This window comes from Vibrio lentus (assembly GCF_030409755.1).
GTDB lineage: Bacteria > Pseudomonadota > Gammaproteobacteria > Enterobacterales > Vibrionaceae > Vibrio > Vibrio lentus.
Map to the genome: position 1 here is coordinate 101,289 of NZ_JAUFQE010000002.1, position 23,903 is coordinate 125,191.

14 protein-coding genes and 1 riboswitch are annotated in these 23,903 nt (G+C 45.6%); of the genes, 8 read left to right on the plus strand and 6 right to left on the minus strand.

The features are described from left to right. The first annotated feature begins 66 nt into the window (after nt 1-66). Both purL and QWZ07_RS08815 read left to right on the plus strand, forming a co-directional pair. A complete protein-coding gene (gene purL, locus QWZ07_RS08810; RefSeq protein WP_192853448.1) occupies nt 67-3,993 on the plus strand; it encodes a phosphoribosylformylglycinamidine synthase in 3,927 nt (1,308 codons plus the stop codon). A 272-nt stretch (nt 3,994-4,265) separates the two neighbouring features. Beyond that, nucleotides 4,266-4,799, plus strand: coding sequence for a DUF3332 domain-containing protein (locus QWZ07_RS08815; RefSeq protein ID WP_065113476.1), 534 nt, complete (start codon nt 4,266-4,268; stop codon nt 4,797-4,799). Nucleotides 4,800-4,898: 99 nt separating this feature from the next. Here QWZ07_RS08815 and dapD read toward each other — a convergent pair whose 3' ends face one another. After that, complete coding sequence (dapD, locus tag QWZ07_RS08820) at nt 4,899-5,930, minus strand: 2,3,4,5-tetrahydropyridine-2,6-dicarboxylate N-succinyltransferase (protein WP_192853449.1); 1,032 nt, start codon at nt 5,928-5,930, stop codon at nt 4,899-4,901. A 504-nt stretch (nt 5,931-6,434) separates the two neighbouring features. Here dapD and ushA point away from each other — a divergent pair. Then, nucleotides 6,435-8,132, plus strand: coding sequence for a bifunctional UDP-sugar hydrolase/5'-nucleotidase UshA (ushA, locus tag QWZ07_RS08825; protein ID WP_102536128.1), 1,698 nt, complete (start codon nt 6,435-6,437; stop codon nt 8,130-8,132). Between the two features lie 84 nt (nt 8,133-8,216). Here the strand turns inward: ushA and QWZ07_RS08830 are convergent, their stop codons facing one another. From QWZ07_RS08830 to QWZ07_RS08850, 5 genes are all read right to left on the minus strand, one after another. Then, nucleotides 8,217-8,858: a MarC family protein gene (locus QWZ07_RS08830; protein ID WP_017110229.1), complete on the minus strand. Its 642-nt coding sequence runs from the start codon at nt 8,856-8,858 to the stop codon at nt 8,217-8,219. Nucleotides 8,859-9,352: 494 nt separating this feature from the next. Next, nucleotides 9,353-10,342: a GGGtGRT protein gene (locus tag QWZ07_RS08835; protein WP_017110228.1), complete on the minus strand. Its 990-nt coding sequence runs from the start codon at nt 10,340-10,342 to the stop codon at nt 9,353-9,355. A gap of 24 nt (nt 10,343-10,366) precedes the next feature. Next, nucleotides 10,367-11,059, minus strand: coding sequence for an iron-sulfur cluster assembly scaffold protein (locus tag QWZ07_RS08840; RefSeq protein WP_065206889.1), 693 nt, complete (start codon nt 11,057-11,059; stop codon nt 10,367-10,369). A gap of 194 nt (nt 11,060-11,253) precedes the next feature. Continuing rightward, nucleotides 11,254-11,338: riboswitch (Fluoride riboswitch) on the minus strand. Between the two features lie 155 nt (nt 11,339-11,493). Beyond that, nucleotides 11,494-11,787: a YebG family protein gene (locus QWZ07_RS08845; RefSeq protein ID WP_004735185.1), complete on the minus strand. Its 294-nt coding sequence runs from the start codon at nt 11,785-11,787 to the stop codon at nt 11,494-11,496. 88 nt (nt 11,788-11,875) lie between these two features. Further along, the gene (locus QWZ07_RS08850) at nt 11,876-12,772 is read right to left on the minus strand and encodes a LysR family transcriptional regulator (RefSeq protein WP_017110226.1); all 897 of its coding nucleotides are present in this window, start codon (nt 12,770-12,772) and stop codon (nt 11,876-11,878) included. Between the two features lie 161 nt (nt 12,773-12,933). Between QWZ07_RS08850 and QWZ07_RS08855 the strand changes: the two genes are divergently transcribed. From QWZ07_RS08855 to recD, 5 genes are all read left to right on the plus strand, one after another. Beyond that, a complete protein-coding gene (locus QWZ07_RS08855; protein ID WP_192853450.1) occupies nt 12,934-13,929 on the plus strand; it encodes a TDT family transporter in 996 nt (331 codons plus the stop codon). Between the two features lie 127 nt (nt 13,930-14,056). Continuing rightward, nucleotides 14,057-17,533 (plus strand): exodeoxyribonuclease V subunit gamma, encoded by a 3,477-nt coding sequence (recC, locus tag QWZ07_RS08860; RefSeq protein ID WP_192853451.1) that lies wholly within the window; start codon nt 14,057-14,059, stop codon nt 17,531-17,533. Nucleotides 17,534-17,539: 6 nt separating this feature from the next. Continuing rightward, nucleotides 17,540-17,749: a hypothetical protein gene (locus QWZ07_RS08865; RefSeq protein ID WP_102306316.1), complete on the plus strand. Its 210-nt coding sequence runs from the start codon at nt 17,540-17,542 to the stop codon at nt 17,747-17,749. Nucleotides 17,750-17,995: 246 nt separating this feature from the next. Then, the gene (recB, locus tag QWZ07_RS08870) at nt 17,996-21,670 is read left to right on the plus strand and encodes an exodeoxyribonuclease V subunit beta (RefSeq protein WP_192853452.1); all 3,675 of its coding nucleotides are present in this window, start codon (nt 17,996-17,998) and stop codon (nt 21,668-21,670) included. Continuing rightward, nucleotides 21,670-23,877, plus strand: a complete 2,208-nt coding sequence (recD, locus tag QWZ07_RS08875; RefSeq protein WP_192853453.1) for an exodeoxyribonuclease V subunit alpha — start codon at nt 21,670-21,672, stop codon at nt 23,875-23,877. The genes recB and recD overlap by 1 nt, the downstream gene beginning before the upstream one ends. Nucleotides 23,878-23,903 lie beyond the last annotated feature (26 nt).

Below are 23,903 nucleotides of genomic sequence, written 5' to 3' on the forward strand. Positions count from 1 at the left end.
TGTTCCTATAACCCACTGAATTTATTCCAATATCACCTTAATCAACTGCATAAGAGACCTAAGCACATGAGAATTTTGCGTGGCTCCCCAGCTCTATCTGAGTTTCGTGTTAACAAGCTTTTAGAGCTTTGTCGTGAATTAAGCTTACCTGTAACAGGTATTTACGCTGAGTTTGCCCACTTTGCTGATTTAACGGCAGACCTAGATGCGTCTGAAGTTGAGAAGCTAGAAAAGCTACTGACTTACGGTCCAACGATTGAAGAGCATGAACCTGAAGGTTTACTGCTGCTTGCAACGCCACGTCCAGGCACTATCTCGCCTTGGTCTTCAAAATCAACTGATATCGCACACAACTGTGGACTGGCTAAAGTGTCACGTCTAGAGCGCGGTACCGCTTTCTACATTGAAACTTCTTCTGAACTTTCTGAGCTTCAACTTGTTGAGCTGAAAGCAATCCTGCACGACCGTATGATGGAAGTGGTTTTTACTGACTTCGAATCGGCAGCTGCACTATTCACAGTTGCTGAGCCTGCTCCTTATGCGGAAGTTGACCTATTAACTGGCGGACGTAAAGCGCTTGAAAAAGCAAACGTTACCCTAGGTCTTGCGCTAGCAGAAGATGAAATTGATTACCTTCTTGAAAGCTTCACTGAAAAGCTAGGTCGTAACCCGACTGACATCGAGCTAATGATGTTTGCACAAGCGAACTCAGAGCACTGTCGTCACAAGATCTTTAACGCTGATTGGACTATCGATGGCGTTAAGCAAGAAAAATCATTATTCAAGATGATTAAGAACACCTTTGAAACGACACCAGAACACGTTCTGTCTGCTTATAAAGATAACGCAGCGGTAATGACAGGTTCTGAAGTCGGTCGTTTCTTCCCAGATCCAGAAACTCGTCAGTACAACTATCACCAAGAGAAAACACATATCTTGATGAAAGTTGAAACTCACAACCACCCAACGGCAATTTCTCCATGGCCGGGCGCATCAACAGGTTCAGGCGGTGAAATCCGTGATGAAGGCGCGACAGGTATTGGTGGTAAGCCAAAAGCGGGTTTGGTTGCCTTTTCTGTATCTAACCTTAAGATCCCGAACTTCGTTCAACCTTGGGAAACTGATTTTGGTAAGCCGAGCCGTATTGTTACTGCTTTGGATATCATGCTTGAAGGCCCTCTTGGTGGCGCAGCATTCAATAACGAATTTGGTCGTCCAAACCTATTAGGTTACTTCCGTACTTACGAAGAGAAAGTAAACTCTCACGCAGGTGAAGAAGTACGTGGTTACCACAAGCCAATCATGCTGGCTGGTGGTCTAGGTAACATTCGTGACGATCATGTTCAGAAGAAAGAGATCCCAGTAGGTGCAAGCCTAATCGTTCTTGGTGGCCCTGCGATGAACATCGGCCTTGGTGGCGGTGCTGCATCTTCAATGGATTCTGGTTCTTCTTCTGAAGACTTAGATTTTGCTTCTGTACAACGTGAAAACCCAGAGATGGAACGTCGTTGTCAGGAAGTTATCGACCGTTGTTGGCAGCTTGGTGATGCGAACCCAATCGCATTTATCCACGATGTGGGCGCAGGCGGTATCTCGAATGCTCTTCCTGAGCTAGTCGACGATGGCGAGCGTGGCGGTATCTTTAATCTACGTGACGTGCCAAACGATGAGCCGGGCATGAGCCCACTTGAGATCTGGTGTAACGAATCTCAAGAGCGCTACGTAATGGCGGTTGCTGATAAAGACATGGCAACATTCGACGCGATTTGTAAGCGTGAGCGTGCACCATACGCAGTGGTTGGTAAAGCAACTGAAGAGCGTGAACTTAAACTTGAAGATTCACACTTCGACAACACGCCAATCGACATGCCAATGGACATCCTATTAGGTAAAACACCTAAGATGCACCGTGACGCGAAGACGCTAAAAGCAAACAACCCTGCGATTGACCGTTCTGGTATCGAACTAAACGAAGCGGTTGACCGTATTCTTCGCCTACCAACAGTGGCAGAGAAAACATTCCTTATCACTATCGGTGACCGCTCGGTAACAGGCCTTGTAGCTCGTGACCAAATGGTTGGCCCATGGCAGGTTCCTGTTGCTAACTGTGCTGTAACAGCAGCAAGTTACGACTCTTACCACGGTGAGGCAATGTCTCTTGGTGAGCGTACACCAGTAGCACTTCTAGACTTTGGTGCATCAGCTCGCCTAGCGGTTGGTGAAGCAATCACTAACATCGCAGCGACGAACATCGGTGATATCAAACACATTAAACTGTCGGCTAACTGGATGTCTCCAGCAGGTCACCCAGGAGAAGATGCAGGCCTTTACGAAGCGGTTAAAGCAGTCGGTGAAGAGCTATGTCCAGCACTGGGTCTAACTATCCCTGTGGGTAAAGACTCAATGTCGATGAAGACTAAGTGGGAAGAGAATGGCGAGCAGAAAGAAGTAACGTCTCCGCTATCTCTTGTTATCACTGCGTTCGCACGTGTTGAAGATGTTCGTAAGACGATTACGCCTCAGCTTCGCACTGACAAGGGTAATACAAGCCTAGTTCTTATCGACTTAGGTAACGGCAAAAACCGTATGGGTGCTACAGCACTAGCGCAAGTTTACAAGCAGCTTGGTGATAAACCAGCAGACGTAGACAATGCAGCACAACTAAAAGGCTTCTACGAAGGTGTTCAAACGCTTGTAGCGAACGACCAAGTTGTGGCTTACCACGATAAAGGCGATGGCGGTCTATTCGTAACGCTAGCTGAAATGGCGTTCGCAGGTCACTGTGGTGTTAACGCGAACATTGAAGCGCTTTTATCTGCATCAGAGAACAGCGAAGATACGCTAGCAGCACTCTTCAATGAAGAGCTAGGTGCAGTAATCCAAGTTCGTAACGACGACCTAGACGCAGTTCTTTCTACTCTTGCAGCAAACGGTCTAGAAGCGTGTTCACACGTAATTGGTAGCGTTGTTGGTGAAGGGGAAGCATCAGACGAAGTAGTGATTAAGTCAGGCGCAGACGTTGTAATCCAACGTAACCGTACTGAACTACGTACTATCTGGGCTGAGACGACGCACAAGATGCAAGGTCTACGTGATAACCCAATCTGTGCAGACCAAGAGCACGAAGCGAAGAAAGACAATTCAGACCCAGGTCTGAACGTAAAACTAAGCTTTGACGTAAATGAAGACATTGCTGCTCCTTACATCAACACGGGCGCTAAGCCTAAGATGGCGATTCTACGTGAGCAGGGTGTTAACTCTCACGTTGAAATGGCAGCAGCATTCGACCGTGCAGGTTTCGAAGCGACTGATATTCACATGAGCGACATCCTAACGGGTCAAGCGGTACTAGAAGAATACAACGGCCTTGTTGCTTGTGGTGGCTTCTCTTACGGTGATGTACTGGGCGCTGGCGAAGGTTGGGCTAAGTCAGTTCTGTTTAACGATTCTACTCGCGACCAATTTGAAAACTTCTTCAAGCGCGAAGATACGTTCTCTCTAGGTGTGTGTAACGGTTGTCAGATGTTGTCGAACCTACGTGAACTTATCCCAGGTGCAGAATACTGGCCACGTTTCGTTCGTAACGAATCTGAGCGTTTTGAAGCTCGTTTCAGCCTCGTTGAAGTTCAGAAGTCTGATTCTGTATTCTTCAACGGCATGGAAGGTTCTCGTATGCCAATCGCTGTTTCTCACGGTGAAGGCCGCGTAGAAGTGCGTGACAACGACCACCTAAACGCGATTGAAAACTCGGGTACGGTTGCTCTACGTTACGTTGATAACAACGGTAACCAAACGCAGCAATACCCGAATAACCCGAACGGTTCGCCTAATGCTATCACTGGTTTAACAACGACGGATGGCCGTGTGACTATCATGATGCCTCACCCAGAGCGTGTATTCCGTACGGTTGCTAACTCTTGGTCTCCAGAAGGTTGGGGCGAGAATGGTGCTTGGATGCGTATGTTCCAAAACGCACGTAAGAATGTGGGTTAATCACTTACCTACATGCTGCGTTAATCTAGATTGGATTAACTAAAAGCTAAAAAGTTAAAAGCGTAGATCGAAAGGTCTGCGCTTTTTTATTACACAAATTTTAGGAACCAACGCGAAACAAATTAGGTTTGCAGTTTGCTGTTCTAAAAATCTCCACTACGCTAAATGTTATGGAATCAATTTGTTAGGCCGTCATTTCTTGTATTCATGCAAGAACAATTCAATTTGGCCGTTCAAAAACTGAATCAATCATCGTGGCATAAGAGGGATCTATGAAAACAACAATCACAAAAGCAGTTGCAGTGGCAGCGATTGTCATGTCATTAGCTGGGTGTGTCGGTAGTAACGCCGTTACTGGGAAATTAATGAAGTTCAACGTCGAGGTTGTAGATAACCGTTACGCTCGTGCCGGGGTCAACTTCTTGCTTGCGCCAGTTTACGCGCTAACAACAGCAGCCGATTACATTGTATTTAACTCAATCGAATTCTGGGCGGGTAAAAACCCACTCACAGGCGCACCTCACATCTTTGATAGTAAAGTCGACACCATGATCGATGTGAACGACAGCCTAGACGATTCACTAAAAGAAGCGCCACTTGGTTTCAACAATCGTCAGATTGAATGGGGTGAAATGCAACAGATCGATGAGAACACCATTCAAATGGACATCACCTATAACGATGGCCAGAAAGCCGTTCTGACGGGGGTTCGTGATGGCGATAAAGTCAGCTATTACATGGATGGTACGTTAGTTTCAGAAACCTCTATTCAGGCTCTCGAACAGCTAGCCGCAGAAAAAGCATAACCTTCTCTGCTTTACCGCTATAAAAAGAAAAGCCGCTGGATTTAACCCCAGCGGCTTCGTATTTTTTAATATCTAGTAATTTAGCATCTAGCGCGTAGATTAGTTGTTGCTGTGTAGCTCGCTGTTCAGTTCAACAGCAGACTTGTTCGCTAGGCACTCAATTTGACCAGTGATCGAGTTGCGACGGAATAGAAGATCAGAAACACCAGCTAGGTCACGAGCTTTAATGATTTCTACTTCGTTGCCTTCTTTATCTAACATGCGAACCTTAGTACCCGCAGTCACGTAAAGACCTGACTCAACCGTACAACGGTCGCCCATTGGGAAACCAAGACCAGCGTTTGCGCCTAGTAGGCAGTTTTCGCCGATAGAGATAACCATAGTACCGCCACCAGACAGAGTACCCATGATAGAAGCGCCGCCGCCGATGTCAGAACCGTTACCCACTACAACACCCGCAGAGATACGACCTTCAACCATGCTTACGCCAGTAGTACCCGCATTGAAGTTGATGAAACCTTCATGCATTACTGTTGTGCCTTCGCCTACGTGTGCGCCAAGACGAACACGAGAAGTATCAGCAATACGAATACCTGTTGGTACCACGTAATCTACCATTTTAGGGAACTTGTCTACGCAATCTACAGACAGAGCGCGACCAGCAAGGCGAGCTTCGATTTGACGCTCAGCTAGCTCTGGAAGATCGATTGGGCCTTCGTTTGTCCATGCGATGTTGTGCAGTAGACCGAAGATGCCGTCCAGTACCGTGCCGTGTGGCTGAACTAGGCGGTTAGAGATAAGTTGTAGTTTTAGGAAGCCTTCAGCAACTGATGCTGGCTTCTCGTCAGCCGCAAGAACAACAAGAACAAGTGGCTGCTCAGATGCAGCTGCTTTTTCTGCGAAAGATGCGTTTGCTGCATCGTCGTTTGCTGCGAATGCTTTCGCTAGTTCTGCGCTTTGTGCAGCAGAGATTTCGATAGCTTGGTTGCCTTCAGTGTAACCTGCAACTTCAGCCACAGCAGCTACAAGAGCATCGCTTGGGTTTAGAAGTGGGTTAGGGTAGAACGCTTCAATGATTTTATTGTCGCGGTTTTTGGTTGCCGTACCGAAGGCTAGTGAAAAGTAAGCCATGTTGAATCTCCATGTGTTGAGTCTTGATTTTGCTATTCAATAACAGCGGCTCGAATAACAAGCGCTGCCGTTAGCAAAGTTAATTTAATTGCGTTCATCATAAAGAGAGCGCCCTTGTTATGAAAGGGTGTATCGAGATAAAGTCTGTAAAATGATATTGCTTGTCTTTTTAGCGATAGTTTTCATTATCCGGATATTACTGTTAGCGCTTAATGTTTCGCTGATCGGTTGAGTTGCACCGCGTAACCTCATTTTCATTTCCGATACAGCTCTATAGCTCCCCTTCTTGTTCTCCGTATCAATAGAGTCAGTCACATTTCCTTTATAAATCCATGTTTATTATCATAATTCATCGAGTTCTGTTGATTTATCGTTTGTGCTTACAGTCCGAGTAAATACTCAAGTTTTCAGCTGTGTAATTAAGAGAATGATCACTAAAACCCTTCGATATATAAGTATATTTCCAGCCATAACGACATTAAAACGATTAATAAAGGATCTTCTATGAATTTTACTAAGTCTTTACTGGTGCTCTCTATCGGCGTAGCGATGGTTGGCTGTGGCTCGGACAATGATACGACAGTGACATGTGATACAGCTGCTTCTTGTACCAAGTTTACTGTGTTACATACCAACGATAATCACGGTCGTTTTTGGGAGAACAGCAAGGGTGAGTACGGAATGGCGGCTCGCAAGACTTTGATCGATAGCATTCGTGCAGAAGTCACCCAAAACGGTGGTGAAACTATTCTATTGTCTGGTGGTGATATTAACACCGGTGTACCTGAGTCTGACATGCAGGATGCGGTTCCCGATTTTGTTGGTATGAACCTTCTTGGTTACGACGCGATGGCATTAGGTAACCATGAATTCGACAACACCTTAGATGTGCTTGAGATGCAATCTGAGCTAGCTGACTTCCCGATGCTAGCGGCGAATATTTATATCAAAGATGGAGACACAGTTACTGATGAACGCCTTTTCTCTCCATATAAAGTATTCACCATCAATGGCTTAAAAGTTGCTGTTATTGGCCTGACAACCAAAGATACGGCGAAATTAGTTAACCCTGACAATGTCGCGACGATTCACTTTGCCGACCCGCAAGTCGAAATCAAAAAAGCCATAAAAGAAATTGAAGCGAATGAAACTGTTGATTTGATTTTTGCTACGACTCATATGGGGCACTATGCAGATGGTCAGCATGGTAGTGAAGCGCCTGGCGATGTGTTGCTTGCTCGCTCTCTAGAAGAGGGGCAGTTAGATGCCATTATTGGCGGGCACTCTCAAAATCCAGTTTGTATGGAAGGCAATGAATACGCTGATTTCAATCCTGGAGATGATTGTAAACCGGATCAGCAAAATGGTACCTATATCATGCAAGCTCACGAGTGGGGTAAGTATGTAGGTCGAGCTGACTTTGAATTTTATGATGGTAAATTGCATTTAGCGAAATACGATCTCGTTCCTGTAAACTTAAAAGAGAAGGATGAAAATGGTGATTATCAGTTTATCCAATCTGAAATTAAGCCTGATGCAGCTGTAAAAGCTACTCTCTATCCATACCAACAACAAGGCCAAGATCTACTAGATGTCATCATCTCAAAGACAGATGAAAAACTGGAAGGTGATCGTAATGTGGTTAGATCTGAGCAAACCAACCTTGGTCACTTATTAGGGGAAGCATATCGTACTTATGACTTAGTGAATGCTGACTTTGGTGTGATGAATTCCGGTGGTGTTCGTGACTCAATCCAAACGGGTGATATCGCTTATCGTGATGTGCTGACGGTTCAACCTTTCGGGAACTTCGTAACCAAAGCAACAATGACAGGGGCAGAAGTAAAAGCGTATTTAGATGTTGTTGCGACTATGACAGCAGGCTCCGGCGCTTATGCTCAATTGGACAATATTAGCTTAACCGTCGATTGTGACTTGAATGACGTGACCATTCGAGACATCAATGGCAAAGGCTTTGATTTAGCAGATACTTACACATTTTCTGTTATCAGCTTCAGTGCCGCTGGTGGCGATGACTACCCTGTAATTGATGTTGAATCTACTCAAATGACAGATGCATCTGTACTACGTGAGTTTTTTGTAAAGAACCCGGATGTAACCGCTGCAAATTATGCTCCGGTGGATGGTGATCTAATCTATAGGAGTAATGGAGTAGACGTGAAAGGCTGTCCAGCGAACTAATTTATAATCCGTAAACAAAAGCGACAAAGAAAATAGCCAGCGAATCGCTGGCTATTTTTGTATCAGAACTTAGTCGTTCTGAGCTTAAACAAACAGCGCTTTATAAGCCTGTTCAATCCCTTCAATCAGCATCTGCATACCGATGACTGCGAGTATTAAACCCATCATTCGAGTAATCACGTTCAATGCACTTGGCCCGACCGCTTTAACGAAGCGTTCGCCGAATACAAATAAGACATAGGTTAGGGTGCAGAGGAGGCCAAATGCCACAATGGTAATGATGGTCTCGTAAATCCCCTCGGTACTGGCAAAGTTCATCGCAGTGGCAATAGTGCCCGGGCCAGCCAGTATTGGCATGGCTAAAGGTGATACTGCGATACTTAGCGCTGCGTCTCGCTGGGCGTCTGAGTTTACTTTCTCTTTTGCTTTTGAATGTGTTGAGTCACCTTGCAGCATGTGAAAGCCAATCAAAAAGACCAGAATACCGCCTGTGATACGCAGTGCGTACAGCGTGATACCAAAGAGGTCAAAGATCAGTTTGCCAGAAATCGCAAAAGTACTGACGATAACGAAGGCGATAAGTACCGATCGGAATGCGATAGATTTAACCGTTTCCCTATCATTATCACCGGTTAATCCAAGAAAGATTGGCGTATTAGCGATAGGGTTCATAATGGCAAAAAAGCCCATGAACACGGTAATGGTATGAATGATGAGCTCTTTCATATTATTCCTTTGAAAAGATGCAGTTAAATACTAGGGCGTGTTGAGCTTTCGAGCTGATTTTTGCAGCGAGTTGCTGGGCATTTATACAAGGCAGAGGCTTTGACGTGTAGCTGGCCTACATGAGAAGCCGATAACGTAGTAGAAATGACCAGCAAACGCTGCCCGAAGGGTTCGGCTAAAAGCGTTTTACTCTTTGTTGAGGGAGATTTGCTTAGAATGACTAGGCTACTTCTCCCTCGCCGCGATTAAAACGCTTTTATCTCGAACAAAATTTAACCACGAAAGGTCAACACGCCCTAATAGTTTGTGTATTTAATCTTAGATACAAATAATTATTAGAAATAGATAGTAGAGCAAGTGTGAATAAAAAACAGCCAGCATAAGGCTGGCTGTTTGGTTTTAGTGATAGGTGTAGAGTTTTGGTCGTCTGTTATTGCTTGTTTCTCAGTTAACGGACTCTCTTCTATGGATAGATCGTGGCGCCAACGTTGTCGTTATGCGTTTTGAGATTCGCTCACAGCCACAGCCAATGCAACCGTCGCACCGACCATTGGGTTGTTACCCATACCGATGAAGCCCATCATTGCCACATGAGCCGGAACAGAAGAGCTACCGGCGAACTGAGCATCAGCGTGCATTCTGCCCATGGTATCTGTCATGCCGTAAGACGCTGGACCTGCTGCCACGTTATCTGGGTGCAATGTTCGACCTGTACCGCCGCCTGAAGCAACTGAGAAGTAAGGTAAACCTTGGCGAGTACGTTCTGCTTTGTAGATACCTGCAACAGGGTGTTGGAAGCGCGTTGGGTTAGTTGAGTTACCCGTAATACTTACATCCACTTCTTCTCTGTGCATGATTGCTACGCCTTCACGTACATCATCAGCGCCGTAACATAAGATCTCTCCGCGAGGGCCTTGTGAGAAGCGGCGACGTTCTGTTTCAACAAGCTCGCCTGTTTGGTAATCGTATTGAGTGCGAACATAGGTAAAACCATTGATGCGAGAAATTAAGTAAGCTGCATCTTTACCTAGACCATTGAGTATTACCTTTAATGGGTTGTGACGTGATTTGTTGACGTTGAGTGCGATTTTAATCGCACCTTCTGCAGCAGCAAAAGATTCATGGCCCGCAAGGAAAGCAAAGCAGTGGCTTTCTTCATTTAGAAGACGTGCAGCCAATGCACCGTGGCCGATCCCCACTTGGCGTTGCTCAGCAACACTGCCAGGTTTGGTGAATGCTTGAAGGCCTTCACCAATGATATTTGCTGCTTGTTCTGCGCTGGTGGCTTTGCGAAATAGCGCCAGTGCTGAGCCAAGGATATAAGCATCGGCAGCGCTTTCAAAAGCAATAGGTTGGGTATCCATCACTAACGCTTTTGGGTCGACATTGTGTGATAGACAGTATTGGTTCGCTTGCTCTAAAGAGTCGAAGTTCATTTCTGCCAATACGCGAGTTACTGATTCATTAAATTGAGTGTTCATCATATCTTTCCTCTAAATTGGCAAAAATTATTGTTGGCGTGGGTTAATGGTGGTTACGGCTTCATCGAAGCGACCGTAAGTTCCCATAGCAAGGTCTGCTGCTTCATTAGCTGACATACCTTGATTAATCGCCTTCATCATTTTGCCGAGGTTGAGATATTCGTAGCCAATTACTTCGCTATGGTCATCAAGTGCAAGCTTGGTCACGTAACCCTCTGCAAGCTCTAGGTAACGAACGCCTTTCGCTGAGGTTGAATAGCTAGTACCTACTTGGCTACGTTGTGTTTGACCTAGGTCTTCTAATGCAGCGCCAATTTCTAGGCCGCCTTCAGAGAATGCAGATTGAGTTCGACCGTAAACAAATTGCAGAAAGATTTCGCGCATGGCTACGTTAATAGCGTCACACACCAAGTCAGTATTCAGGGCTTCAAGAATGGTTCTTCCTGTGAGGATTTCGGCTGCCATCGCGGCTGATTGAGTCATGCCTGAACAACCAATCGTTTCGATTAGTGCTTCTTCGATGATGCCGTTTTTTACGTTTAGCGTTAGTTTTGCCGCACCTTGTTGTGGTGCACAAGTGCCTACGCCATGGCTTAAGCCAGAAATAGCGATGACATCTTTTGGGCTAACCATAGCGCCTTCAACTGGAATTGGAGCTGAAGTGTGAAGATCACCCCTTTGAATAGGGCACATTGATTGAATTTCTGAAGAGTAGTGCATAATGTTTTCTCACTGTTAGAGCCATTTAGGGCCTAGGGCGTTGAGAAAACAGGACGTGTTGGAAGAGGTGCGGCTAATTCACTACAGATCTTGAGTATCGGTAATCCAAAGGTGTCATGAAGCTAGGTCTTAATAGACTAAGTCCATTTCAAAATGGAGGAATAGCGATACATCCAACAGTATTACCTGTTTTCGATTCTGTAGGAGTCATTAGCACTGTTCGAAAAGAACGGGCGGTTGAAGCAAAAGCTTAGGTGGAACCCCATCACCTGATGACTATAGATTAGATCTTTATCACACTTTTGTGCAAGTGAATGTTTAGAGCGATTTCGACTATAAACAAGCTTCATTATATTTCAATAAGTATAAAAAAACGCCAACAACGGACTCTTATTAGAGGCGTTATTGACGTTTTCTAGAAAAATATCAGCTAGTTATGCTGCATCTTCTTCTGCGTCTTCAACAGCTTCAAGTTTCTTTTCTTTTTTCGGAGCTGGTTTGCGCTTAGCACCTAGTGCGTAAAGAACTTCTTCTTTATTCTTCGCTAGGTACATTGCAAGTTCTTCTTGCTTGCCTTCATCTTCAACTAAATCGCTTTTGCTTAACAGTTCAAAAAGCTCATCAGCCATATCCAGCATTTTGTCGTATGCGTCAGCTTCGGCTTTAGAGGTAAAAGTCATTTTCTCTTCTCCGTTGCGTTCGACCACGTACTTGACGATAACAGCCATGGTTAATCCTCTAAGTTTGATAAATTTTACTGGCTTTTTATACAGTTTCTGATGCAAAAAGTCCAGTTGATGACCTAACTATGCGGCCTCAATCTTGATGTGTAGCCCAGTCTTCACAATAACCCATGAAAGATTTCAGCAGCGGGCTTTGATATTTGTCTTTGTGCACCAGCATCCAGAATCGGCGTTTCATGTCGAGCGGGACATCGAGTGCTTTTACTCGGCCGGAATCAATCGCTCGTTGTGCGGCTAACCGTGATAAACAAGCGAGCCCAAGCCCTGCAGAAACCGAATTGATGATGGCCTCGGTGGTGTTGAGTTCAAAGGATTCATACCAATGTTCGATACGAGGTGCGACAGCACGCAGGAAAAACTCGCGAGTTCCTGAACCTGACTCTCTCAGTATCCAGTGGCTGCCTTCTAAATCTTGCAATGCAACTTTGTCTTGAGAAAGGAGAGGGTGTTGATTACTAACGATAATACACATTTCATCGCTACTGAACTGGCTAGAGATCAACTCCGGATGGAGTGTTTTTCCTTCAATTAACGCGATATCCAGTTCATAATCCACCAACTTTTGGCAGATCAGCGCACTGTTTGAAATGAACAAGCTCTGATCTTGATGCTGAGTTAGTTCGCGAAAGCCAGACAGAATAAACGGTGCGACCTGATTACCAATCGTGTCACTCGCGCCAACCTTTAAATTGCCACTTAATGGTTGGTCATCTCGGAACAAAACATCGATACCTGCGGCTCTATGAAGAATCTCGTCAGCCAAAGGAAGTAGCTTTTGTCCTTCTTGATTGAGAATTAATCGGTTGTTGACCCGGTCAAATAGAGAGTGGCCCAATTGTTTCTCCATTTCGCCCAGCGCCATGCTGACAGCAGCCTTAGACAAAAACAGTGCTTCCGATGCGGCGGTAAGCGTCGAATGTTGGGTAATGGTGACAAACACTTTGAGTTGTTTGATTGAAATATTAGCCATCAGGTTCCTAGTTTTACGCTGCTGGTGGAAAGGTATCGTTCAGTATTAATGAACACTTGTTATATATAATTGGATATTGTTTAACGAAGCGCAAGCGTATTATGGCTTCAACAAGCTGATGAGTTCACAAGTTTAGTGAATTAAGTTTAAGAGAGGCTGACATGATTCAACGTATTAAATATAGATTAACAGGAGCTCCAACACCCATGGCAGGGTTAGCACTCGCAATTGCAAGCTTAGGCTGGTGTTGGGATGGCGTTTTAGTCGCACAAGGTACTTTACACACACCGGGTTTGGTGCAGTGGATCAGTGCTGGCATTGCGGCCGTATTACTTATTGTTTTAGCTGTGAAATTTTTGATTCATGGCCACTTATTACGTGAAGACCTTGCTCACCCTGTTGTTGGTAGTGTTGTACCCACATTCGCGATGGGTTGTATGGTGGTGTCTGCTTCGTTGGCTCCAATCTCTCAATTCTTACAAGAAGCTGTGTGGCTCGCTTCGGTAGCGTTACATGTCGTGTTCTTGGTGAGCTTCTTATACCACAGAGCTAAAAACTTTGAGATTCACCACATGGTGCCAAGTTGGTTTGTGCCACCAATCGGTATTATCGTGGCAGACGTTTCTTTTTCAGGTAATCCGATCTTAGAACCTGTTGCTCACGCGACTTTAGTTTTTGGCTTATTGGTTTATGCCGTAATGCTACCGCTCATGATCTACCGTTTGATCTTCTCTCATGAAGTGCCTGACGCAGCAAAACCAACCATTGCGATTATGGCGGCACCAGCAAGTCTATCTTTAGCTGGCTACCTAACGGTGACGGCAAATCCTTCGCCAGTGATCATTGGGTTACTCTTTGGCATTGCAGTGTTGATGACGTTTATTATCTACATCGCGTTTTTCAAACTACTTCGTCTGCCATTCAGCCCTGGCTATGCGGCGTTTACATTCCCAATCGTGATTGGTGCAACGGCGTTATTCAAATTGGCGGCTTGGATGCAAACTGTTGGTGTGGAAACTCACTATGTGGATCAAGTCTTCAACCTAGCGTATCTAGAATTGATTGTGGCAACGTTTGTAGTGGGTTATGTGGCGGTTCGTTATTACATGAATTACAAACCTCACCGTGTTCTAAGTGCGGTAGGCAGTAGATTGTAAGAAGCAATAGTTCAAAAGATAAACGGACCTTAAGTTTTCAGTATTTCATAAGCTTATATTCCTAATCCAAACTCGGCACTTATGCTAATCTGGCTTTATATTGTGGCAAGATTAGCGTGAGTGCACTTTGTTTACTGTTTACCATTCCAATAAAGTCGATACTTTAAAAATCCTTCTCGTTCACTTAATCAAAAGTGACCCTTTAGCCAATCCTTTCGAAAAAGAGCAGATCTTGGTTCAGAGCCCAGGTATGTCTCAATGGCTTAAGATGGAACTCGCCAAAGAGTTTGGTGTAGCAGCAAATATAGACTTTCCTCTTCCAGCAACCTTCATTTGGGATATGTTTACCCAAGTGCTTCCTGATGTGCCTAAACGCAGTGCTTTTAACAAAGAAGCGATGACGTGGAAGCTAATGAGTTTGCTACCCGCTAAGCTTGACCACCCTGATTTCTTACCCCTGCAACGCTATCTTGAAAATGACGAAGATGACTCTAAGTTGTATCAATTGGCAGAGAAAATTGCCGATATCTTCGATGGCTACTTGGTGTATCGACCTGAATGGATGGCGATGTGGGAAGCGGGAGAGCCTGTTTCCGAACTTATTGATGACGAAGGGCAGCAAGAACACCCTTGGCAACCGATTTTGTGGAAAGCACTTTATGATCAGACGTTGTCTCAAGGCCAATCAAAGTATCACCGTGGTAACTTATATCACGACTTCATTGAAGCGCTAGCCAGCCAACAAGGTCAGTTACAACACCTGCCGAAACGTCTGTTTGTGTTTGGCATTTCGTCGCTGCCTCCTCGCTACATGGATGCTTTGAAAGCACTTGGCGAACAGATTGATGTGCACTTGATGTTTACCAACCCTTGTCAGCATTACTGGGGCGATATTCGTGACCGTAAATACTTGGCGAGAGTGGAAGCGCAGCGTCGTAAGCAGTTTGCATTGGTTGATGGTTTACCTCAGCTTGAAGGCGAAGTATCACCATTGAAAGATGGCATTGAAGCCAACGTTGAAGATGAACTACACACCAGCCAAGCCGTGGGTAATAGTTTACTTGCGTCTATGGGTAAGCTGGGTAGAGATAACCTGTTTTTACTATCTCAATCAGACAGTGAAGAGCATGAGTTCTTTATTGATGTTGAGAGGGATAACCTACTTCATCAACTGCAAGCCGATATTCTCCAGTTAGAAGAGCATCAAGACGATCACATCTTAGATTCCAGCAACCATAAACAGGTGGTTGAGCTTGGCGATCGCTCGTTAACGGTACACGCTTGTCACAGCCCAATGCGTGAGGTTGAAGTCCTTCATGATCAGCTTTTGGCGATGTTTGATGCCGACCCGACACTAAAACCACGCGATATCATCGTAATGGTGTCTGATATTAATGCTTATAGCCCAGCGATTCAGGCGGTATTTGGTAATGCTCCGGGTGAGCGTTATATCCCTTACTCGATCTCTGATAGAACCGCAGACCAAGAAAGCCCAATTCTGACCGCTTTCATGCAGTTAGTCGCGCTACCGAACACGCGCTGTTTAGCTTCTGAGTTGCTAGAGCTGTTAGAAATTCCTGCGATGATGGCACGCTTTGGTATTGACGAGTTTCAATTCGAGCAAGCCAAGCAATGGGTTGAAGAAGCGGGTATCCGTTGGGGTGTCGATGCTTCAACGGCAACAGAATTTGATCTACCTGCGACCGAGCAAAATACTTGGTTATTCGGTATTCAGCGCATGCTCTTAGGATATGCGATGTCGGATTCTGCGGGTTTATTTGAAACTGAACACTCTCCGATTGCCGCTTATAACGAAGTTCAAGGCATTAACGCCGAACTTGCAGGTAAGTTAGCGCACTTTATCGATCGTATTGCCCATTACCGTCAACGCTTAACTGAAACACAATCTATCGATATGTGGCGTGAAACCTTGCTGCAAATGATTGATGATTTCTTTGCGGTTGAACTGGAAGGCGAGGTGGTGCTCAAATCGATTCGCGATGCACTTTCGCAACTGAATGAACAGCTTGATGATGCCTTGTATGAACAAGAGTTGTCGCCAAGTATTATCTACCAGTACCTCAATAATAAGTTATCTGGCGCGCGTATTAGCCAGCGATTCTTAGCTGGCCAAGTTAACTTTTGTACCTTGATGCCGATGCGTTCTATTCCGTTCAAAACCGTCTGTTTGTTAGGTATGAATGATGGTGTTTACCCTCGCTCAATGCCGCCAGAAGGTTTTGATCTAATGAACGGACGCACACGGGCGGGCGATCGTTCTCGTCGTGATGATGACCGCTATCTATTCTTAGAGGCGATGCTGTCGGCGCAAGAATGCTTGTACATCAGCTATGTCGGCCGTTCGATTCAAGATAATACTGAGCGAGTGCCGTCGGTATTGGTTTCAGAGTTGATTGAATACTGCCAACAGAACTATTGTTTGAGTGACGACCAAGCCTTACCAAGTGATGATTCAGGCATCAACCTGACTCAAGCGATCAGTTTTGAACACACCATGACACCGTTTAGCCCAGCAGCCTTTACTCAAGGTGATGCAAGCCATGTGCTGAGTTACGCCAAAGAGTGGCTTCCAGCGGCTAACCGTTCCGGTGAACGCAGTGGTGAATTCAATCGTGCCTTAGATGACTATTTGTTGGGTGCGTCGTACCCGTTAGAACTCGATTTGGTTGAATTACAGCGTTTTTGGCGTTTGCCAGTGCAGTACTTCTTTAATCGTCGTCTAAAAGTGGTGTTTGAGCCGCCACTTCCTGTTATGGAAGATGATGAGCCATTTGTACTTAATGGTTTAGAGAGTTTCCAACTTAAGGATGCTTTGCTGCAAGTGTTACTGGACCACCCTGAAGGCGCAGACGAAGCCGTTCGATTGTTTGTCTCTGAGCAAAAAGCACAGGGCCGATTACCGGTTGGCGCCTTTGGTGATATCGAATTTGAAACCAACCGTGTGCAAGCGGAAGACTTAGCCAAAGAGATTCGATTTGTGAGTGGATCACCGCAACAAGATCTCGAAGTGAATATCGAATTTGATGTGTTAGGCGAAGGCAAACCTGTTCGTTTGATGGGTTGGTTAACTCAAAACTATCAATCAGGTCTAGTGCGTTTCCGTAGCGGTAAAATACGCTCTCAAGATTATTTGGCAGCGTGGATTGATCATCTATGTTGTGCAGTGATGGGACACGGAAAAACGACCCATATTATTGGCTACGACAGAAAAGAGGGCGTTGTTCACCAAACGCTACAACCTATCGGCGATGCGCAGCAGGCGAAGAGTTTGCTGGCTGAATTAGTTCGACTGTTTTACCAAGGCATGACAGCCCCATTGCCGTATTTCCCGAAAACCGCCTTGGCTGGCGTTGAAGCGGGCTTTAGTCGTGGTAAATGGGTCGATGACGAAGAAAAGTCACTTAAGAAAATGGCCGATACTTTTAATGATAGCTTCGCTTTCACGGGCGAGGGCAGAGATACCTACATCTCACGTATTTGGTTTAAGTGGGATGATGAACTGGCTACTGAGTCGCGTATGTATTCAACGCTTGTGTTACAGGCGGCAAGATTGGCTGCTGCCGATCTGGAAGAGCAGGAATAATCAGCAGTGATCAGCAAGATCGCCAACGATACTAAAGTCAAAGAGATGCGCTTGAATAAAGACATGGAAAATAAAGAGTTAGATGTAAATTTGGAGTGCTTGGCTTATCAAAAGGTTAGAGATAATCGAGGTATAAGCTTAGTAAAAGCGATAGATAGTGACTTGCGGGAAGTCAGGGTACAGGAAATAAAGTGGCCGCCAGTAAATCATTATTAGTGTAGGGCGTTCGCTGTACGGCCACAGGTCAGAGGGACCATTATTCTTTGGTTCAAAGTAACGCCGTAAAGTACAAAACTCGTACGCGCTCCTGAACTCGTGGGCGCATAGTAGCGAGGCGATCTGAATTGATCCGTGAGAGAGATCGCACTAACTATTAACAAATTAGCGTAGGACGTAAATTGAATGACGTTTTCCACGCTAGGTCACATTTGTAACAACACATTTATCAGAAGGCAGTAAGGCATGACGACCACAAGCAGTGTTCAGGTAATCGCTCCACAGACACTCGATACCATGACGTTTCCACTTCATGGTGCGCGTTTAATTGAAGCATCAGCGGGTACGGGGAAAACATTTACCATCGCTGGCTTGTACTTGCGCCTACTGCTCGGGCACGGCACGGCCGCTCCACAAGGTGATCTGACTGAAGCCACTCGACACCATGAGCCGCTAACCGTAGACCAAATCTTGGTTGTGACCTTTACTGAAGCGGCAACGGCAGAGCTACGTGATCGTATTCGTGCTCGAATCCATGATGCACGGATTGCGTTTGCACGTGGGCAAAGTGACGATCCAGTGATTGCTCCTCTGTTACAAGCCATCGATGATCATGCTGGTGCTGCGAAAACCCTACTCAATGCCGAAAGACAAATGGATGAAGCCGCGGTCTACACCATTCATGGCTTCTGTCAGCGAATGTTGACTCAAAATGCTTTTGAGTCTGGAAGCCGTTTTGACAATGAATTTGTGACCGATGAAAGCCATCTGAAAGCACAAGTGGTTGCCGACTATTGGCGTAAACAGTTCTACCCATTGCCTATTCAACTTGCAGATGAGGTGCGAAATATTTGGGGTTCACCGGCTGCATTATTAGCAGACGTAAATCGTTATCTGACGGGGTCTCCACTAAAGCTAACCGTAGAAGCGATGTCGGGTGATCTGCAAACTCTGCACAATCAAAACCTAGACAAAGTGAAGCAACTTAAAGCGCTGTGGTGTGAATCTGAAGCGGACTTTTTGGCTTTGATTTCAGGTTCAGATGTGAACAAGCGCAGTTACACCAAGAAGTCTCTGCCGACATGGCTAGAAGCCGTCAAGGCATGGGCGCAGAGCGACACTCATGATTACCAGTTTCCAGATAAACTAGAGAAGTTCTCTCAAGCCACTTTAGTTGAAAAAACACCGAAAGGCACCGCGCCTCAGCACGCCGTTTTCGAAGCGATTGAGGACTTCTTAAATTCTCCAGCAGATCTAAAAGCCCCCTTGTTGGCACATGCGATTACTCATTGTCGAACTATGCTAGCCAAGGCTAAACAGCAGAAGCAGTGGTTATCATTTGATGATTTGTTGACTCAGTTATCCGCGTCAATTGATGTCGATGAGCAATCACTGCTGGTGGAGAGAATCCGCACCTTATACCCAGTGGCGATGATCGATGAATTCCAAGATACCGATCCGCTGCAATACAGTATTTTTAGTCGAATCTATTTAGACAATCCGCAATGTGGCCTGTTTATGATCGGTGACCCTAAGCAGGCTATCTACGGTTTCCGCGGTGCCGATATATTTACCTATATCAAGGCAAGAAACCAAGTTAGTGCTCACTACACGTTAGGCACTAACTGGCGTTCGAGTGCTGATATGGTCAGCGCGGTAAACCAAGTGTTTATGAATTCGGATAGCCCGTTTATCTACGACCAAGACATTCCATTTTTGCCCGTAGCAGCCAGCCCATCGGCCGACAAACGCCAATGGGTGGTGAATGGTGAAACTCAGCACGCGCTCACCTTTTGGCTGCAAGAGGCGGAAGACAAGCCCTTACCGAAAGGCGAATATCACAAGGCAATGGCCGAGGCGACGGCGAGTCAAATTCAAACCATTCTTACCGCTTCTCAAAACCAGCAAGCCTATTTTGATAACGGCAAAAAACAACATGCCGTGAATGCCGGTGATATTGCTGTCTTGGTTCGAACTGGTAGTGAAGGTCGTCTGATTAAGAACGCGCTATCCGAACAAGGCATCGCTAGTGTCTACTTATCTAACCGAGACAGTGTGTTTACTAGCTTGGTCGCGCAAGATATCCAACGTTTACTGCAAGCGGTACTGACACCTGAAAACGATCGTGCGTTGCGCGCTAGTTTAGCCTCAGAGTTGTTTGCTTTGGATGCCGCATCATTGGATGAACTCAACAACGATGAAGTGGTTTGGGAAAACGTCGTTAACGAATTCCGAGAATACCGTAAGTTGTGGCTACAGCGTGGCGTACTACCAATGCTGCGCAGCGTGATCAGTAAACGACATCTAGCAGAGCGCTTACTGGAAGAAGAAAATGGTGAGCGCTCACTCACCGACTTAATGCACATTGGTGAATTGCTGCAACAAGCTAGGCAGGAACTCGACAGCGACTATGGCTTGTTACGTTGGCTAGCAGAAGCGATATCAGATGCGCAAAATGGTTTAGGTGGCAGTGAAGACGACATTCAACGCCTTGAATCAGAAAGAAACTTAGTTCAAATCGTCACTATTCATAAATCGAAAGGTTTGGAATATGACTTAGTATTTTTACCGTTCGTGGCAAGCTATCGTGAAGCGAGTGAAGGTAAGTTCTACGACCATGAATCAGATACCACAGTGCTTGATATTACGGGTAGCGACAGTGCTTTAGCGCAAGCCGATAAAGAGCGATTGGCAGAAGACTTACGCTTGATTTATGTAGCGCTGACTCGTGCGGTTTATGGCTGTTTTATTGGTATGGCTCCTTTACGTAAAGGGCGCTCAACCAAAGAGCCGACAGGTGTTCACTTAAGTGCCATGGGCTACTTGATTCAAAACGGACAAGAGCAAGGCATTGCTGAGTTGAATCAAGCTTTGTCAGCGATTGAGGGTAAAAATTCAAGCGTATTGCTGTCTGAAACGCCTACCGCTCACGAACAAGTGTTTGTGCAAACAGAGCAAGTGAGTGAAGACTTACATGCTAGTGAACTGAAGGCTTCAATTGACCGAGCTTGGCGAATCACCAGTTACTCGGGGTTAGTAAAACAAGGCAGTCACGGCGCGAACCATGATGCCACGATTGAGGTGTCTGGCTTCGATATTGATTCGGCTGATGAACACGATGAGTCGGAATTGATTGAACCTGAACGTTCTATATTCACGTTCCCTCGCGGTGCCCGCCCTGGTACTTTCTTGCACACCTTGTTTGAGGATGTTGAGTTTACTGAGCCAGCAACAAGCGAACATAACACGCAAGTAATCACTCACTTATTAGAGTCTGAACAATACGAATTAGAGTGGCTACCTGTACTTCAACAACTGGTTGATACGGTGCTGAACACCGCGCTGGATGGTAAGAACCTAAAGCTAAGCGAGAAAGGCTCAACGCAACGCTTAGTTGAGATGGAGTTCTTACTACCGATCGAAGTACTTGCCGCATCGGAATTGAATCAAACTATTCAATATCATGACCCTTTGTCGGCTAAAGCGGGCGACCTAGGTTTCCAAACCGTGCAAGGCATGTTGAAAGGCTTCATCGATTTGGTGTTCGAGCACCAAGGTAAATACTATGTGCTCGACTGGAAATCGAACCATTTAGGTGACGACGTTGCCGTCTACCATGGTGAAGCATTGAAATCGGCGATGGCTGACCACCGTTATGATCTGCAATATCAAATCTATGCGTTGGCATTGCACCGCTTCTTACGCAGCCGCGTTGCGGATTACAGCTATGATCAGCACTTTGGTGGGGTCTATTACTTGTTTTTAAGAGGAATGGACGGCCAATCTCAACAAGGTATTTTCTCTGCTAAACCTACATTGGCTTTGCTCGATGAAATGGATCAATTGATTGACGGTAAAGTGATAGACAGACGTTCAGCACAATTGAATGACAATGAAACTGGACAGATGGGGCTTTTATAATGACAACAACGACCACTAATACCAGCACAGAAGCTGCGAACACGCTAAAGCCAGTTTCACTTATCCCTGAGCAGCTCATGGATGTATTACAGTTCCTAGCTGATAAGGGCTCAATTCGTCAGTTGGATTATCAGTTTGCTCGTTTTATTTCTCAGCAAGCGACGAGTCATTCTCAGGAGATCGGTTTTCTCGCTGGGGTGGTGAGCCATGAACTAGGCAAGGGGCATATTTGTACTCAGCTTATACAAGCTCAAACTGCAGATCTAGCTCAGTTACTTGGGTTGTACGGTGAAACGGCACTGCAATTGAATCAAAAGTTGTTAGGTATTGATTGGGCGACTGTTCTGCAATCATCTAACCTCGTTGGCACAACCAATGACTGCGTTAAGCCGCTAATGTTTGATGGACAGCGTGTCTACTTACAGCGTTATTGGAACTATGAAGTTGTGTTGGCTGAAACTCTAAATCGTTTAAGTAAGCCAGTAGAGTTCAATATTGAGCAGAAAAAAGCACTGACTGAAACGCTCAATCAGCTTTTTGCACGCAGTTATCACTTCTTGTTTAACGCATTAGCCAAGGCAGAAGCAAACCAACAAACCTCTCAGGTATTACGTCAGCAATTAGTGTGTGACCATCTAGATATCGTCGATGAACAGGCTTTGGATTGGGGTTCTATTGATCAAGCGATTGTTCAAGCCAAACAAGTGACCGATTTAGATGTGCTGGATAGTCTAGTGCCGTTATCTGTCTGTTTGAACTGGCAAAAAGTAGCGGCAGCGGTGGCGTTAAGTCGTCGCTTCGCGGTGATTTCTGGTGGGCCGGGTACCGGTAAAACGACCACGGTAACTAAGTTGCTGTCGGCGATGGTCGAGCAATCACTCAGCCAAGATAAAACACCGACGATCAAGCTGGTGGCACCGACAGGTAAAGCGGCAGCACGTTTAACTGAGTCGATTGGTAAAGCGATTGAACAACTGCCTTTATCACCTGAAGTGAAGGCCAACATACCGACGGAATCGAGTACCTTGCACAGACTACTCGGCGCGATTCCTAATCGAGCGGAGTTTAGACACAACCGACGCAATCCACTTCACCTTGATATCTTGGTGGTGGATGAAGCATCGATGGTCGACTTATCCATGATGTATAAGCTGGTGGATGCGCTACCTGAGCATGCAAGGCTTATTTTGCTTGGCGATAAAGATCAACTCGCTTCTGTTGAGGCGGGGGCGGTGTTAGGCGATATCTGTTCATTCAATTCTGCCGGTTACAGCAGCGCGCAAGGAAACTTGATTGCGGAAATGACAGGCTTTGATGCGATAGCCAATACAAGGCAGGTCAAAACAGGATCGGTTAACCCTCCTGCGATTGCAGATAGCTTGTGTATGCTGCAGAAGAGTTACCGCTTTGATGCGCGTTCAGGTATCGGGCAGTTGGCAAAAGCGATCAATAACGGCTCTGCTAATCAGGTCGATCAAGTGTTTGCGAAAGGGTTTGAGGATATCGAAAATCATCCCCTGTCGAGTGACAGCTATAACTTGATGCTGCGAACTTTGGTTAATGAGTATGGTGCGTATCTGAACCGAATGAATGTGCCGTTGGAAGAGCTAGAAACTCAAGAAGCACGCGCAAAATCGGTGCTCGATTTGTTCAGTCAGTGTCGATTGCTGTGTTCCATTCGTGAAGGTGACTTTGGTGTTAAAGGCCTCAACCACAGAATCGAAAGGGCACTTGCTGCAAGGCGCTTGGTGAATCCTCACAACGATGAATTGTGGTATCACGGGCGACCAGTAATGGTAACACGCAATGATCATGGCTTGGGCTTATACAATGGTGATATTGGTATCTGTATGCTTGAAGCTGATGCAAGTAGCTCTTCTTCAACTGACGATAACTCAGCCCCTCGATTGAAGGTGTACTTTGAATTGCCCGATGGCAGTGTAAAAGCCGTACTACCAAGTCGAGTGCCTGATCATGAAACCGCGTATGCGATGACGATTCACAAATCTCAAGGTAGTGAATTTGATCTGACCTTGATGATCTTACCGCCTGATTTCAGCCCGATTCTAACGCGAGAACTTATCTATACGGGTATTACACGTGCTAAGAAACGACTGATGATGTTCAGTGATACGAATGTATTGAAGCGTGGTATTAAGGTGAAAACAGAGCGAGTGAGTGGTTTAGGAAGTCGCTTAACCAGCTAACAGTCAGTAGTTTTAGCTAAGGTGTT

Bases quoted from the DNA above. Each gene is read 5' to 3' on its own strand.
- QWZ07_RS08815 (WP_065113476.1), top strand. From the start codon at position 4,266: ATGAAAACAACAATCACAAAAGCAGTTGCAGTGGCAGCGATTGTCATG.
- ushA (WP_102536128.1), top strand. From the start codon at position 6,435: ATGAATTTTACTAAGTCTTTACTGGTGCTCTCTATCGGCGTAGCGATG.
- QWZ07_RS08830 (WP_017110229.1), bottom strand. From the start codon at position 8,858: ATGAAAGAGCTCATCATTCATACCATTACCGTGTTCATGGGCTTTTTT.
- QWZ07_RS08845 (WP_004735185.1), bottom strand. From the start codon at position 11,787: ATGGCTGTTATCGTCAAGTACGTGGTCGAACGCAACGGAGAAGAGAAA.
- QWZ07_RS08835 (WP_017110228.1), bottom strand. From the start codon at position 10,342: ATGATGAACACTCAATTTAATGAATCAGTAACTCGCGTATTGGCAGAA.
- QWZ07_RS08840 (WP_065206889.1), bottom strand. From the start codon at position 11,059: ATGCACTACTCTTCAGAAATTCAATCAATGTGCCCTATTCAAAGGGGT.
- QWZ07_RS08855 (WP_192853450.1), top strand. From the start codon at position 12,934: ATGATTCAACGTATTAAATATAGATTAACAGGAGCTCCAACACCCATG.
- recB (WP_192853452.1), top strand. From the start codon at position 17,996: ATGACGACCACAAGCAGTGTTCAGGTAATCGCTCCACAGACACTCGAT.
- purL (WP_192853448.1), top strand. From the start codon at position 67: ATGAGAATTTTGCGTGGCTCCCCAGCTCTATCTGAGTTTCGTGTTAAC.
- dapD (WP_192853449.1), bottom strand. From the start codon at position 5,930: ATGGCTTACTTTTCACTAGCCTTCGGTACGGCAACCAAAAACCGCGAC.
- QWZ07_RS08850 (WP_017110226.1), bottom strand. From the start codon at position 12,772: ATGGCTAATATTTCAATCAAACAACTCAAAGTGTTTGTCACCATTACC.
- recD (WP_192853453.1), top strand. From the start codon at position 21,670: ATGACAACAACGACCACTAATACCAGCACAGAAGCTGCGAACACGCTA.